Origin of the sequence: Evansella clarkii (assembly GCF_002019695.1) — a bacterium.
GTDB classification, from domain to species: Bacteria; Bacillota; Bacilli; order Bacillales; family Salisediminibacteriaceae; genus Evansella; species Evansella clarkii.
This window is the reverse complement of sequence record NZ_KV917376.1, coordinates 2587363-2600264: the sequence shown is the minus strand read 5'-3', so window position 1 is coordinate 2600264 and position 12902 is coordinate 2587363. Positions and strand designations below refer to the sequence as shown.

Below are 12902 nucleotides of genomic sequence, written 5' to 3'. Positions count from 1 at the left end.
CATTTCATTTATACACCAGGTTAAATATGGTATGATAACCTGGATAGTCCTTGATGGAATGGAGGTTTTTTTATGAACATCGTCGTTGCTTCACTTAATGCAAAGTACATCCACACATGTCTTGCGTTACGGCTTTTAAAAGCTTATTCCGCCCCTGAATACGAGGTGGAAATGGCTGAATATACAATAAAAGATCCGGAACTTAACATAGTATCCGATTTACATAAAAGGCGTCCTGACGTTATCGGATTCAGCTGTTACATATGGAATATTGAAAAGACAATACAAGTTGTAAAAATAATAAAAAAGGTGCTCCCAAATACTAAAATTATTCTGGGCGGGCCTGAAGTATCCTACGATACTAAAGAATGGCTCGACCGGGTTCCTGAAGCAGATTTCATTGTTCGTGGCGAAGGTGAGGAAACATTTAAACAGCTCCTGGCAGAGATTGAAGGAGAACAGAATTTCAGCCGTCTTGCCGGTATTGGATACAGAAATGACGGGGAAGTCATTCTTACCCCTTCAAGGCCGAATCTGGATATCCAGTCCATACCAAGTCCGTACAGATTTGATGAAGACCGGGCAGACCTGAGCCGCCGGGTAGTATATTTTGAAACGAGCAGAGGCTGCCCTTTCCAGTGCCAGTTCTGCCTTTCATCTATTGAGAACGGTGTCCGTTATTTTGATATAAATAAAGTAAAAGAAGATTTACTGTACCTGATAGACAATGGGGCTAAAATGATTAAGTTCATTGACAGGACTTTCAATATTAAACGGGATTACGCTCTCGAGATATTCCAGTTTCTCATAGACAACCATAAAGGCTGTGAATTCCAGTTTGAAATCACAGCGGATATCATGCGCCCGGAAGTCCTTGAATTTCTCAATGAGAATGCTCCTGATGGTATTTTCAGGTTCGAGATCGGCGTCCAGTCTACGAATGATCCGACTAACGATATCGTTAAACGGAGGCAGAATTTCAGGAAGCTTTCCAGGACAGTAACATTAATTAAAGAAGGGAGCAAAATCGATCAGCATCTCGATTTAATAGCCGGCCTTCCTGAAGAGGATTATGACAGATTTAAAAAGACTTTTAACGATGTTTTTGCACTGAGGCCGGAAGAACTGCAGCTTGGTTTTCTGAAGATGCTCAGAGGAACAGGCATGAGAGCCATGGCAGAGAAATTCAACTATACATTTATGGACAACGCCCCTTATGAGATCTTATCTAATAACGTTCTCAGCTTTGAAGAAATAACACGGATTAAACGGGCGGAAGATATACTTGAAAAATTCTGGAACGACCACCGTTTTGATAATACCGTAGAGTATCTTATCAGACACGAATTTGCTACTCCTTTTGACTTTTTTCAGTTATTCGGGGATTTCTGGGATGAAAAAGGCTGGGGAAAAATCGGGCATCAATTTGAAGACCTTTTCCAGCGTCTTGATTCGTTTTTACAGAACTGGAAGCCAGAAAATCCAACGATCATAAGAGATCTGATGAAGGTGGATTATCTGCTTCATTTTAAACAGAAGCCAAGGAAGAAATGGTGGGATCATGAAACCGGGACAAAAAAACAACAGGAGTTTCGCAGCCTGACTATAGAAGAAGTTATTCCCGGTGCGGATAGCCAGAATCGAAAAAGTCTCATGAAAAACATTATTGCAGAAGAACTTTCCATTGATGCTTCTGCCTGGATAACCGACAGAGAGCTTATAAAAGGGGAATATTATTTTGTCGTACATTACCAGCCAGGACAGGAATCAAAGAAGTTTTATTCAAGAGTAAAAAATGAATTAGTCTATTAAATTCTTGCTTCATTTATTTAAGCAGACGCAGTTAAAGGGGGAAACCGGATGCATAAATTCGCATTACTATTAATAATACTTGGAGCCGCTCTCTGGGGTTCGATCGGGATTTTCGTTCAGGCGCTTTATGACTTGGGTTTTACCCCTATTGAAGTCGTTACAATCCGGGTTACTGTCGCTTTTATCTTCCTGGTGGTTTACCTGCTCATTAAAGACGCAAAAGCAATAAAAATTAAATGGAAGCACTTCCCGTTTTTTATTGGTACCGGGATTTGCAGCATTGTTCTTTTTAACTGGGCTTACTTTACTGCAATTCAGGAAATGAACTTATCTGTCGCTGCTGTTCTTCTATATACAGGCCCTGTTTTTGTTACAATTCTTGCCAGGATATTCTTTAAGGAGCTCCTGACTAAGCAGAAAATAGCAGCTTTATGTACCACGTTTATTGGCTGTATTTTTGTAATTGGTTTATTTCCGTTAAATACTGGCACATTATCATTTTACGGAATAATGGTTGGTCTGATTTCCGGATTTGGCTACGCGCTGTACAGTATATTTGGGAAAGCGGCACTTTCTTCGTATTCATCTCTTACGACGACCACTTATACCTTTCTCGTTGCTTCGGCTGCACTCCTTCCTACAACCGGCCTCTTTACAAAAGGCCTGGAAGTATGGAATGCTGAAGTGCTCTGGTACAGCATTGGACTCGGGCTCCTTCCTACCGTAGTTGCTTACTTACTGTATACGACGGGCCTTCACTATGTGGAATCGAGTAAAGCTTCCATAGCTTCTACAATCGAGCCGGTTGTTGCCGCGCTGATCGGAGTTTTCATTTTCCATGATGTCCTGGGTGGCTGGCAGACGTTTGGTATGCTTCTTGTCATTTCAGCTGTTTTCCTGATTAACATAAAAGGAAAACAGCCTGCTCCAATGAAACCATTGGAAAAAAGCGGTACGGGGGTATAAAAATTAGTTCGGAACGGAAGGTATTAAGATTTAATTGCTCTATGTTAATTTTGTGAATATATTAAGTCCAAGCGGGATAAATCTTCGTTCTTTTACTGAGATTTGTCCTGCAAATCTTTTTTTCTGGACAAATTTATCCCAACCTCAGTTAATTTGTCCAGATAACCTGCGTTTCTGGACAAATTTTGCTTTTTGACATGGGATTTGTCCAGAAAGATTCCTTTAATAGTTATAATTGTAAATATCAGTAAGTTACTCTGGACAAATCTTCGCTCCTTTACTGAGATTTGTCCTGCAAATCGTTTTTTCTGGACAAATTTGTCCCAACCTCAGTTAATTTGTCCAGATAACCTGCGTTTCTGGACAAATTTTGCTTTTGGACATGGGATTTGTCCAGAAAGATTCCTTTAATAGTTATAATTGTAAATATAAGTAAGTTACTCTGGACAAATCTTCGCTCCTTTACTGAGATTTGTCCTGCAAATCGTTTTTTCTGGACAAATTTGTCCCAACCTCAGTTAATTTGTCCAGATAGCCTGCGTTTCTGGACAAATTTTGCTTTTTGACATGGGATTTGTCCAGAAAACTCCTCCCTTATAGCACTTTAGTAATTCTGTAAAAATAAACCGGAGCCCCCATTGCGGCTTCCGGTTTGATTATTCACTCTTGTTCTTCCTGTTCTTATTTTTATCCTTATTCGCTGCTTTTTGCAGTTCCAGTCCTTCTTGCTTCAATATATGGAGCACTGCCTGACGATAATGCGGAAAAGACTTTGACTCTACTTTCACCCCACCGGCAATAAAGGATTTTACGAGATCCCTTGTAAACCCTACGAAATAAGTTTCAACTCCAGTAAGCGCTACTGTTTCATTAAAGTTATGGAACTGTGCGATCATAGAGTTGTTTTCCATAGCCCTGATTCCTGACATATCAAAAATTAAATAGTCCGAGCCTCTCCTGACTACTTCATGAAGCACCGTTTCCTTTAGGTGCTCCATTCTGTTCTCGTCAAAATTACCGATAAGGGGCACAAACAGTGTATTATCCAGTACGCTTGGAAGAACAGGTGTGGACAGTTCTTCAATTAAAGCCCGGTCCCTTTCTTTTCTCTTCTCTTCGGTGGTGACATCCCTCCAGAACAACAAATAACCATAGTGGTTTCCTTCTTTCGTTTCCAGATTGCTGATCACAATATCAGCAACATAACCGTCAAAAATATTAATCGTCGCTCTGTATGGGAGTTCATGCTTTGTCATTACTCGCAGAAACCTTGTTTCCTTACCGTGCATTTTTGTAAGATCTATCCCGATTAATTCTTCAGGATCTGATACTTTAATATGATGGGTGAATTTACTGATAAGCTTTTCTGCAGCTTCGTTCATCCAGACTAACTTTAAATCTGTATCCGCAATAAATACGTTATCTGTAAAGGAGTTCAGTACTGCTGTTGTTTCATACTGGAGCTTATCCCATTTTCGCAAAAGAGGAACCACCTTTCTGTATGTATTAGTTAAATTCTGGCAACACTATCAGACGTGTAATCCTCCATTACTTTATATTGTAACAAAAGATGGACGCTCCTAAAAACAATCACATCTTCCTGCCATTCTGGCCAGAAAGGATTTCTGCAGTTTCTTTCACCCTCCTGAGCATTTTTTCACGTTCCTCTACGGTGCATTGAATTACATCTCCAAAATGGACTGTCTTTTCCAGTTCTATACCGCAGAACTGGAAAATGCTTTTCTCTGTCAGGTCTTTAAAGTTCTCATACATTCCTGATTCGTGCATTTCTTCTTCAGGAGTGCCTGTGGTAAAAATAAGAACTGCTTTTTTTCCCGAAAGTAACGGTATGGGTGACTCCCCTTTAAGTTTGTATGCAAAGCCATATGAAAAAACACGGTCAATATATCCCTTTCCAGAAGCCGGAAACCCGCCCCACCAGAAAGGAAATATAAATGAGATAACATCTGCCTTTTCTATTTCTTCGTGTTCTGTTTTTATATCAGGCAAATAATTCTCTTGTAAACTATGATCATACTCTTTTTGAGATAAAAGCGGCTGAAAGTTATCCTCATACAAATACCTTACGGTTACAGTGTTTCCCAGATCAATAAGTTTATTTTTATATTCTTTTAACAGCGCTCCGTTGAAACTGTTTTTGTCAGGGTGCATAAATACGATCAGATGATTCATTCTTCCGCCTCCCGAAATTAATCTCCGTTTTCTGCTTCATCTGCATTATACCCTTTAAGCAGTTCAGGTTCCATTTCACCTTCTGCGAAAACCTCAAACCGTTCTTCCACTTCTTTCTCCCCTTCTGAAATGGTGACAATTGCATACCATTCCCCTTCCATGGCAAGTGGAAGATTAATCACAAAATTTCCAGGTTCCGTTTCTTTCATTGTACCTTCCATGGGATGGTGCATCCTTTCCATATTCATATAGAGATACACTCTCTCAGGAGAAACTGCTTCCCCATCCTTGTCCTGCAGATTAACCTCAAAAGTAATAAACTCTTTCGTCTGATACGTTTCCCCTGCATTTTCCAGCTGAATATCCGTATTCCCCAGAGCACCCACGCTGCTGCATCCAGCTGCGGCAGCTGTAATCATAAATAAAATTGTCAATAAATAGACGATATTTTTCATCTGCATCCCCCATTCGCTTAGTTATGATAATAGTAGCTGTCTAATATGATTATAAGGGGTAAGGAGTAAATTCATTATGAATAATTCCTGAACTTTTGAGGGGGGAAAAAGGATGGCAAATAAAATTGGTATACTATTAATAATTTTCATTGCTGCCGGTATGGGATATACTGCTTATTCTTATTTCTTTGCCGGCGACCCGGGAGATCTTACTATAGTAGAACGTATTGATGGTAATGAACCGATTCAGCTTGACGAATTCATCGGACAGAAGAAAACCATTCTGCAGTTCGTAGCCGTCCCATGCGAATGCTGCAGCTATTCCATGCCGTTTATTCAGGAGTTTGTAAGGAATCAGGATGAGATCGAAGTTATAACTATTGTATTTTACGGAAGGGAAAAAGAGATACTGGATAAATTCACTAATGAATACACAGCAGAGCATTTATGGGGCGTCGATCTGGACAGAAGCCTTGCCAATCATTACGGTGTTTCTGTTTCCCCAACATATGTCTTTTTCGATGAGGATGGAAACATACTTGGCACTCACCCATACATTATTGGAACAGGCGAGGAACTAGGGGAGAGATATAATGACGAAGAGTTCCACGGCGAAGGGGCATAATAATGGACATACTGTTCGCTTTCGCAGCCGGTGTTCTGTCTTTTGCCTCGGCATGTATATTGCCGTTAATTCCTGGTTATATAGCTGTTATAACCGGGCTGACAGTCACAGAACTTAAAAGTACAGATAAACTGGAAAGGTTTAAAATTCTCCCAAAGTCAGCAGCATTCGTAATTGGACTCATTATTCCTTTAATTTTAATAGGAATGGGAGCAACAACTGTCGGAGGGTTTTTCACACCTGCTTTTTCAGATTTTCTTTCACAGCTTCTCGGTTTTTTAGTTATCATATTTGGTCTGCACCTGTTGGGACTGCTGAATATTCGTTTCCTTCAGCGGGAGATACGTTTTAACAAGGTATTTCAGAGAAAAGGCGGTTTATTAACAACCGGGTTAATGGGAATGGCCTTTGGCTTCGGCTGGACTCCATGCATCGGGCCCATGCTGAGTTCTATCTTAATACTTGCTGCTGATTCCGAGACAGTGTGGCGAGGCGGCGGTTTGCTCCTCGTATATGGAGCTGGTCTTGGCCTGCCTTTTATTCTCATAGGATTTGCGAGTGCTTCAAGCCTTAAGCTACTTCGGTTTCTGCAAAAACATGTGAAAATACTTTCCACAATCAGCGGAATACTCCTTCTGATCCTTGGTATTCTTCTCATAACCGGCAATATGGCATATATAACCCCGGGAATATAACAAAAGAGGACTCTGTGTTTTAGTACACAAAGTCCTTTTTTATTGAACTTGCTTATCCGCTATTATCAGCTGCGCTTATAAAGGCCAGTTTTCACGAACAAGTAAGGAGCTAGCCATATCCCCCAGATGCCCATTACTGCATAACGGACAGCGCTGAAGATATCTGCTTCCGGCAGCACCAGCTTCAGGCCAGCCTGCAAGGCAAAAAGTCCGGCGGCTCCAATAATATAAGCGGTGATTTTGCGTCCCCATGAAAAGGGAATTTTCATTGAGACATATTTTTTCTCCAGAAAGTAACCAAGCCCCGCACCGAGCAGGAATCCGCCGTACGAATAACCTTCAGGGTGTGGAAACAAAAGAATCATAATGACAGGTATAATTACAGCGAGAGCGATTTTCCAAATATCCTCCAGCCTGCTTAGCCCTTTTACAACAAAGTGATAAACTGTGATAATGATTACAGCTATAGCAATGCCCACTATAATATCAAGAGGCCAGTGCACTCCGGTGTACAGCCGTGCTAAAGAAATTAACAAAACAAGCAACCCCAGGGCCAGCCACACATTTCGTCTGTTGACTTTGTAGGCGATGAATCCCCAGAGCGTAGCAGATCCTTGGGCGTGCCCGCTTGGGAAACTGTCATGAGGATAGTGAGACCCTACTTCCGCAGAGTCGATAAACAATGAATTCACACCTTCAATATTAATTGGACGAGTTACTGCAGTAAGTACTTTTATAAAGGAATTAATATATACCGAAATAATAAATACATACAAAAGCCTGATACCGAATCCTTTAGAAATACACCAGTAAACAAAAGGAAGAATAATGAAATAAAATTCCTCATTACCTAAAAAAGTCAGAAACCATGCAAAATAATCAAGTACGGGATTTTGCAGGCTAGTAAAACTTCTTAAAATCTCGACCTCCAGCTCCCTCAAATTCTTTTCTCCCCTTCCATTTTTTCTCTCTTTTCCATGATACTTATTTTTGGAACAACTTGCATTACTTCTTTTGTTTTATTGTTGATTTTTTAATCTCTGAATCAATTTCATAATTCAAGATTTTTCAATTTAATACGAACATTATCTTAAAAGGTTAACTCGTTGTTCGATTTACGCTTCAGACGGACGCGTTCTGCAGGCACGGCTTCAACTAATTTTTGACAGCTGAACGCCGTCAAAAATGGATTTTCAGCTCGCGCTGTTCCCGCAAGAGTCGCCGTTTTACTCTGCAATCGAAAGAAACGTTCGTCTTTTTTTATACAAAGTCTATATATGAAATTCATTTCCTCTAATAAGGTTACTAAAAAGTGAGGAATTTTTGACAGATGGCTGTATGGGCTCTGCCCTGTCCTTTGTTATTGTATAATATTAAAGTCAGATGAAATTTATTAACCTGAAAGTGAGGAGGCAATATGCAAAAACTTTTCGCATGCCTTGTTTTTTTGAGTCTGTTTCTGCTGCTGGCTGCCGGGTGCAGTACGGAAGACTCAGCAGAAACAGATGGATATAATTTTCCCGATTATGTGATGGAAGCAAATCACCCGGGCGCTGTCGATGCTTATAAATATGCAGTTGATAACGGAGAATATTTAGAATACATCCCATGCTACTGTAATTGTTATGTAGATCCATTCAACCATCGAAACGTCAAAGACTGCTTTATAAATAATGAGCATTCTGACAGTGAAACAATCGTATACGACCCTCATGGCGCCGGCTGAGGAATCTGTATAGATATTGCACTGGATGTGCAAGACATGAAAGAAGACGGTAAGCCTTTAACTGAAATCAGAGAATATATTGATGAAACTTATTCCATTTATGCTGATCCAACTGATACGCCATACCCGCCTGAAGATTTATAAATAACAACTGCAACATTTAACAAAACCATTTTCAGAGAAAAAAAGATAAAATTTAACTTGTATACCACTTTAAAAATCTCCTCCTGTTTGTTATTATAATAACAAGTTTTTGGAACATTCTTTCTTTTCACAGGTGACTAAGAGCTTCAGAACAAAAGGAGGAGATTGTTGCATGGTATTAACTGCCGAAGAAGTAGAAGCAAGTTTGTATGACTCAGAAGGCTGGGACGCGGAAGACGGAAAATGGATTAAAAAGGAGTATGAATTCAGGAGCTTCAGAAAAGCCATCAGCTTTGTGAATGAAATTGCAGGACTTGCCCAGGACCGGCAGCATCACCCGAAAATTTCAATCGACCGCAGAAGAGTTCAGGTTAAGCTCAGCACCATGGATAAACAAGGATTAACTCAAAAAGACTTTGAATCTGCTTATGCTTATGACCGTACATATGAGAAGTATATTTAAGACGGTCGCATAACAATTGCCTTATGAAGCAGCCTCTCCCTGGGGCTGCTTTTCCTGTTATTTTCATTCCCCCGAAAATATGTTAGAATTGTCTTTCAAATAACTGGCCGTTCAAGTCTGCCAGCAGGATAATTATTTAACATAATTTAATATGGAGGACTTTATGTATCTGCTTTATTTTATTTTCGGTACCATTTTCGCGCTTATAGCTGTTTATCATATTTTTTCACATAGAAAAAGAATCAGAGCCAACGACGAAATACTGTATACACTGAAGGATCCAGGAAAATTATCGTCCAGGTCTGTTTATTATGCACTGACTATCCCCTTTTCCTATATTATTCTTTTTCTTGTAATTTTCATGTATCTCGCCATATTCACCAGCTTTTATACAGCAACACTTCTCTTTTTTATTATCTTTTCCTTTGGCATATATGTATTGTTAACGATTGACAGAACATTTGAGCTGCGGACTAATTCTCTGCTGTTCGCTGGTTACCATGCTCCGTGGAGCAGAATCCGCTGCCTTACCTGGGGGAAGCGGGGAAAAAAACGGACAAAGCTCATCATGGAGCTTGATAAAGGCACGAAAATTAAGACTTCAATTGCTAATGAGGAAACAGAAGACCTGGAAAAAATCCTTGTAGACTACACAAAAATTAAATAAAGCTTTTCTCAAATGCATCATGCGCCTGATTCCTCTTAAGGAATGAGGCGCTTTTTTATTGCCCCGAATTGCTTGGCAGATTGGTCCTATTTCCCGGTAAAACAATGGCGTATGCAACCTTGGACTTAATGCGAGGAGCAGCATTGGGTCCCAGTCTCATAAACCAGCTGAAAAAAATTTTATTTCCCCCCCTCCTTTTTCATCACTTTTGTGTACATAGAAAGTGAAAGGAGGTGATAAGAATGGGAGACTTAACATCTACCCGGCTGTCTGTGGTGTATATTGCGGATTACACAACTGACGGGGACCCTGTTTTTAAAGTAAGACAGTTCAGAAACATTCTGCCTCAGGCTTCAAATGAAAATTTGTTTAACGCGGCTGTAGCAATTTCTTCCTTACAGCAGCACGAACTCCATAGGGTGGAGCGAAACAACAGTTACGAACTGGCTGAATAGTATCAGCTGAAATTTAAAAGAGAGGAGGTGCCGTTAAATGGCAAAAAAACTTGAACTTCTTTTTCTAAACCAGGGAGGAAAAAGTGTAACACTTTCTATTGACGAACCTGCTGAGCCTGTGAACGAACAGGCAGTTGAAGCAGCGATGGATGAAATAATCAGCAACAATGTTTTCACATCACGGGAAGGAGCATTTGTAAAAAAGCGTGGCGCCAGATTAGTTGAACGTACCGTTCAGAACTTTGAGTTTGAAGATTAATTGGAAGTACACGGAGAGAAGCGTTTCTCTCCGTGTTTTATTAAATAGCCGAAAAAACGCAGGAATAGCACTTTCATACAGGAAGGAGGAAATACCCAATGGAATTTTGGCCAGTCCTTATAGGAGAATATGGTTTTCCTGTCGCTGTAACTTTTTATTTGCTCTACCGAATTGAAAAGAAACTCGATCAGTTAAATCATTCTGTTCTTTACCTGGCAAAGCTTTATCAGCATGATGCTGGTTTCCAGCCATCAGATTCTGACCCCGTCCCCGAGTGGCCCGTTCACCCTGGCGGCAAGCAGAAAATAAACATGGAAAAATAAAATTGAGAGCACACAGCATAGTTTCAGCAGAAACCGCATAGATTTTAAAAAAGCTTTCACTGGACTAGTTCTTCTATGTATAAGAAGAAATTATGCAGAAACTGGCCGGAGAAGATATAACTAACCCGTTCAACTCCGGCCGGTAAATGCTGAAGAGAACAAATGGGGAAGGAAATAAAATGGACAAGCCTGAAGGAGGAAAAAAATGAAAACACTGTCTCTTACATCACCACTTATTAATAATTATCCGTCTGTTTATAATCAGAAGAATAATATAAGTAGTACAGCTGATGATAACATCTCAGAAAAAAAAGAACTTGCCGTTACTGGAACGGTGAATCTTCTGGATAAATTATTAAAACGTTTTATACCTTTTTTCTTCGTGTCAGCAGCTATTTATCTTTTCTACATAAGTGTTCATTTTATATATTTCTTCCTTTTATAACAGATATAAGCAAAACAGCCAGGGCTGCTCCCCCCTGGCTGCTGTACTAACTAATTATTTCATTTAAGGCTTAATTGAATGAATTTCATATATAGACTTGGCATAAAAAAAGACGAACATTACTTTTCGATTGTAACGGAAGACGGCGGTGACTGTCTCTTCCTCTGCTCCTGCGGTTACTCGTCGCAAAAAGAGTTTTGCTCCTGCGGTTACTCGTCGCAAAAAGAGTTTTGCTCCTGCGGTTACTCGTCGCAAAAAAGAGTTTGCTCCTGCGGTTACTCGTCGCAAAAAGAGTTTTGCTCCTGCGGTTACTCGTCGCAAAAAGAGTTTTGCAAGCTTAGCTCCGTAGAATATCCGTCGAGACAACTCGATGCATTTGCGGTGAAGAAGATGCTCGTTCCTGCGGGAAAAGTGCGAGCTGAAAATCCATTTTTGACGGCATTCAGCCGTCATAAAAAATTAGTTGAAGCCGCACCTGCAGAACGCGTCCGTCTGAAGCGAAAATCGAACAAAAAAGTAACATTTTAAGATAAAGTTCGAATTAATGATGAAAATCTCGAATTATGAAATTGATTCAATTTATAAAGTGAACCTTCAATCAGTTGGGGTTTTATTCATCCCCCACTGATTGTTAGTTGAACCAATCGGGATGTTATCCACTCATGTTTTGAGGCGGGAGTATTACGGACGGTTACATCGGGATAAATTTATTTATGATTATATTGTATAGATGCTAACTTCCAACTTTCCTCTTCTTTAAAAGTAAGCTGAACCTCTGTTATTAGATGGACGTCCTTTTCCTCTGCAGAATAAAAAGTGTATAAAGCGACGAACTTACTATCCTCCTGATTATATTCAAAGGCCGACTGCCTTGAATAATTCACTGAATTAAGCTTTAAGTAATGGAAGGTTTGCAGCCTGCCATCTTCTTCCTCAATCTCCAGAGTACTATTGGCGGAAACAGATGTGATATTGTCAGCAGTAAGTTCATTTAGTAAGTTATGATCATCCGTATGCATTGCATGGAAAATATCCTTAGCAAGTTCATCAATAGTAACTTTTAATTTCATTTCATCCATCCGATAGTTTTCCTGATCTATCACCCTCTGTTTATAGGTAAGTAAATCATCTTTCAATATCCTGTTTTCTTCCTCCAGTTCTGCAATACGCTCGCTCAGTCGGTCGTTTTCCTTTCTTTCCTCGGAAACTTCATCCACCAGGCGTTCATTTGTTAAGATTAATGTATCGAGATCGCTGTTCCCGCTGGCGTTTATCGTGTTAGTATCAGCTGGCGTTTCATCACTTGTACAAGCGCTTATAAATAGCAGGCAGACGATGATAAAAGCCCCTAACCCTCTTTTCATAGGACTGACTCCTTTAACCTTTTTTGCCGTTAAGGCATGTTTAATATTGCTCTCTTAAATTACCCGTATTCTATTATACATAATTTCTTTTGGAAAAGAACCCTGCTTTATATGAAAGAAATCATAGGTAAAACTACCTGCCGGGCATATCCGCATATTCTCTTCGGGGCTTTGTATTCCTTTTATCTTCCTGAATATCAGCAGGAAACTGCCTGTTTCGAAATATTTAAATTGATTTTTATTTTATCATTCCATGACAGTATTTGAAAAGAGTGTTAAATTGACCATATCTGTTACCCATTGTCGAATG

The 12902-nt window shown here is 39.9% G+C and carries 19 protein-coding genes; 13 read left to right on the top strand and 6 right to left on the bottom strand.

Annotation, left to right across the window (positions count from 1 at the left end; all coding sequences use genetic code 11):
• Positions 1–72 precede the first annotated feature (72 nt).
• Together BK582_RS11885 and BK582_RS11880 are read left to right on the top strand one after the other, a co-directional pair.
• The gene (locus BK582_RS11885; RefSeq protein ID WP_078595246.1) at positions 73–1812 is read left to right on the top strand and encodes a B12-binding domain-containing radical SAM protein; all 1740 of its coding nucleotides are present in this window, start codon (positions 73–75) and stop codon (positions 1810–1812) included.
• Between the two features lie 48 nt (positions 1813–1860).
• Positions 1861–2778, top strand: coding sequence for a DMT family transporter (locus BK582_RS11880; RefSeq protein ID WP_078595245.1), 918 nt, complete (start codon positions 1861–1863; stop codon positions 2776–2778).
• A gap of 656 nt (positions 2779–3434) precedes the next feature.
• On the opposite strand, the gene BK582_RS11875 is transcribed toward BK582_RS11880, so the two are convergent.
• The 3 genes from BK582_RS11875 to BK582_RS11865 all read right to left on the bottom strand — a co-directional run bounded on the left by BK582_RS11875 (position 3435) and on the right by BK582_RS11865 (position 5426).
• The gene (locus tag BK582_RS11875; protein WP_078595244.1) at positions 3435–4259 is read right to left on the bottom strand and encodes an STAS domain-containing protein; all 825 of its coding nucleotides are present in this window, start codon (positions 4257–4259) and stop codon (positions 3435–3437) included.
• A gap of 109 nt (positions 4260–4368) precedes the next feature.
• Entirely contained in the window at positions 4369–4971 is a 603-nt protein-coding gene (locus BK582_RS11870; protein ID WP_078595243.1) for an NAD(P)H-dependent oxidoreductase, read from the bottom strand.
• A 17-nt stretch (positions 4972–4988) separates the two neighbouring features.
• A complete protein-coding gene (locus BK582_RS11865) occupies positions 4989–5426 on the bottom strand; it encodes a FixH family protein (protein WP_078595242.1) in 438 nt (145 codons plus the stop codon).
• Positions 5427–5538: 112 nt separating this feature from the next.
• Here BK582_RS11865 and BK582_RS11860 point away from each other — a divergent pair, with 112 nt between their 5' ends.
• On the top strand, positions 5539–6051 hold the full coding sequence (locus BK582_RS11860) for a TlpA family protein disulfide reductase (protein WP_078595241.1): 513 nt from the start codon (positions 5539–5541) through the stop codon (positions 6049–6051).
• 2 nt (positions 6052–6053) lie between these two features.
• Positions 6054–6746 carry a cytochrome c biogenesis CcdA family protein gene (locus tag BK582_RS11855; protein WP_078595240.1) on the top strand — a complete coding sequence of 231 codons (693 nt, stop codon included), beginning with the start codon at positions 6054–6056 and terminating at the stop codon, positions 6744–6746.
• A 65-nt stretch (positions 6747–6811) separates the two neighbouring features.
• Here the strand turns inward: BK582_RS11855 and BK582_RS11850 are convergent, their stop codons facing one another.
• Together BK582_RS11850 and BK582_RS26480 are read right to left on the bottom strand one after the other, a co-directional pair.
• On the bottom strand, positions 6812–7687 hold the full coding sequence (locus BK582_RS11850) for a phosphatase PAP2 family protein (protein ID WP_078595239.1): 876 nt from the start codon (positions 7685–7687) through the stop codon (positions 6812–6814).
• Positions 7688–7836: 149 nt separating this feature from the next.
• Positions 7837–7983: a hypothetical protein gene (locus tag BK582_RS26480; protein ID WP_169910978.1), complete on the bottom strand. Its 147-nt coding sequence runs from the start codon at positions 7981–7983 to the stop codon at positions 7837–7839.
• 180 nt (positions 7984–8163) lie between these two features.
• Between BK582_RS26480 and BK582_RS27805 the strand changes: the two genes are divergently transcribed.
• The 9 genes from BK582_RS27805 to BK582_RS26970 all read left to right on the top strand — a co-directional run bounded on the left by BK582_RS27805 (position 8164) and on the right by BK582_RS26970 (position 11756).
• A complete protein-coding gene (locus tag BK582_RS27805; RefSeq protein ID WP_338066821.1) occupies positions 8164–8616 on the top strand; it encodes a PCYCGC motif-containing (lipo)protein in 453 nt (150 codons plus the stop codon).
• Between the two features lie 172 nt (positions 8617–8788).
• A complete protein-coding gene (locus BK582_RS11835; RefSeq protein WP_078595236.1) occupies positions 8789–9079 on the top strand; it encodes a 4a-hydroxytetrahydrobiopterin dehydratase in 291 nt (96 codons plus the stop codon).
• Between the two features lie 163 nt (positions 9080–9242).
• On the top strand, positions 9243–9746 hold the full coding sequence (locus BK582_RS11830; protein WP_078595235.1) for a hypothetical protein: 504 nt from the start codon (positions 9243–9245) through the stop codon (positions 9744–9746).
• A gap of 242 nt (positions 9747–9988) precedes the next feature.
• Positions 9989–10201: a DUF1659 domain-containing protein gene (locus BK582_RS11825; protein WP_078595234.1), complete on the top strand. Its 213-nt coding sequence runs from the start codon at positions 9989–9991 to the stop codon at positions 10199–10201.
• Positions 10202–10238: 37 nt separating this feature from the next.
• Positions 10239–10460: a DUF2922 domain-containing protein gene (locus BK582_RS11820; RefSeq protein ID WP_078595233.1), complete on the top strand. Its 222-nt coding sequence runs from the start codon at positions 10239–10241 to the stop codon at positions 10458–10460.
• A gap of 98 nt (positions 10461–10558) precedes the next feature.
• On the top strand, positions 10559–10783 hold the full coding sequence (locus BK582_RS11815; protein WP_078595232.1) for a YvrJ family protein: 225 nt from the start codon (positions 10559–10561) through the stop codon (positions 10781–10783).
• A 205-nt stretch (positions 10784–10988) separates the two neighbouring features.
• On the top strand, positions 10989–11228 hold the full coding sequence (locus tag BK582_RS11810; protein ID WP_078595231.1) for a hypothetical protein: 240 nt from the start codon (positions 10989–10991) through the stop codon (positions 11226–11228).
• 148 nt (positions 11229–11376) lie between these two features.
• A complete protein-coding gene (locus tag BK582_RS26475) occupies positions 11377–11577 on the top strand; it encodes a hypothetical protein (RefSeq protein ID WP_139368237.1) in 201 nt (66 codons plus the stop codon).
• A gap of 32 nt (positions 11578–11609) precedes the next feature.
• A complete protein-coding gene (locus BK582_RS26970) occupies positions 11610–11756 on the top strand; it encodes a hypothetical protein (protein ID WP_169910974.1) in 147 nt (48 codons plus the stop codon).
• 179 nt (positions 11757–11935) lie between these two features.
• Here BK582_RS26970 and BK582_RS11805 read toward each other — a convergent pair whose 3' ends face one another.
• Complete coding sequence (locus BK582_RS11805) at positions 11936–12592, bottom strand: hypothetical protein (protein WP_078595230.1); 657 nt, start codon at positions 12590–12592, stop codon at positions 11936–11938.
• Positions 12593–12902 lie beyond the last annotated feature (310 nt).

Bases quoted from the DNA above. Each gene is read 5' to 3' on its own strand.
- BK582_RS11885 (WP_078595246.1), top strand. From the start codon at position 73: ATGAACATCGTCGTTGCTTCACTTAATGCAAAGTACATCCACACATGT.
- BK582_RS11880 (WP_078595245.1), top strand. From the start codon at position 1,861: ATGCATAAATTCGCATTACTATTAATAATACTTGGAGCCGCTCTCTGG.
- BK582_RS11870 (WP_078595243.1), bottom strand. From the start codon at position 4,971: ATGAATCATCTGATCGTATTTATGCACCCTGACAAAAACAGTTTCAAC.
- BK582_RS11865 (WP_078595242.1), bottom strand. From the start codon at position 5,426: ATGAAAAATATCGTCTATTTATTGACAATTTTATTTATGATTACAGCT.
- BK582_RS11860 (WP_078595241.1), top strand. From the start codon at position 5,539: ATGGCAAATAAAATTGGTATACTATTAATAATTTTCATTGCTGCCGGT.
- BK582_RS11855 (WP_078595240.1), top strand. From the start codon at position 6,054: ATGGACATACTGTTCGCTTTCGCAGCCGGTGTTCTGTCTTTTGCCTCG.
- BK582_RS11835 (WP_078595236.1), top strand. From the start codon at position 8,789: ATGGTATTAACTGCCGAAGAAGTAGAAGCAAGTTTGTATGACTCAGAA.
- BK582_RS11830 (WP_078595235.1), top strand. From the start codon at position 9,243: ATGTATCTGCTTTATTTTATTTTCGGTACCATTTTCGCGCTTATAGCT.
- BK582_RS11825 (WP_078595234.1), top strand. From the start codon at position 9,989: ATGGGAGACTTAACATCTACCCGGCTGTCTGTGGTGTATATTGCGGAT.
- BK582_RS11820 (WP_078595233.1), top strand. From the start codon at position 10,239: ATGGCAAAAAAACTTGAACTTCTTTTTCTAAACCAGGGAGGAAAAAGT.
- BK582_RS11815 (WP_078595232.1), top strand. From the start codon at position 10,559: ATGGAATTTTGGCCAGTCCTTATAGGAGAATATGGTTTTCCTGTCGCT.
- BK582_RS11810 (WP_078595231.1), top strand. From the start codon at position 10,989: ATGAAAACACTGTCTCTTACATCACCACTTATTAATAATTATCCGTCT.
- BK582_RS11805 (WP_078595230.1), bottom strand. From the start codon at position 12,592: ATGAAAAGAGGGTTAGGGGCTTTTATCATCGTCTGCCTGCTATTTATA.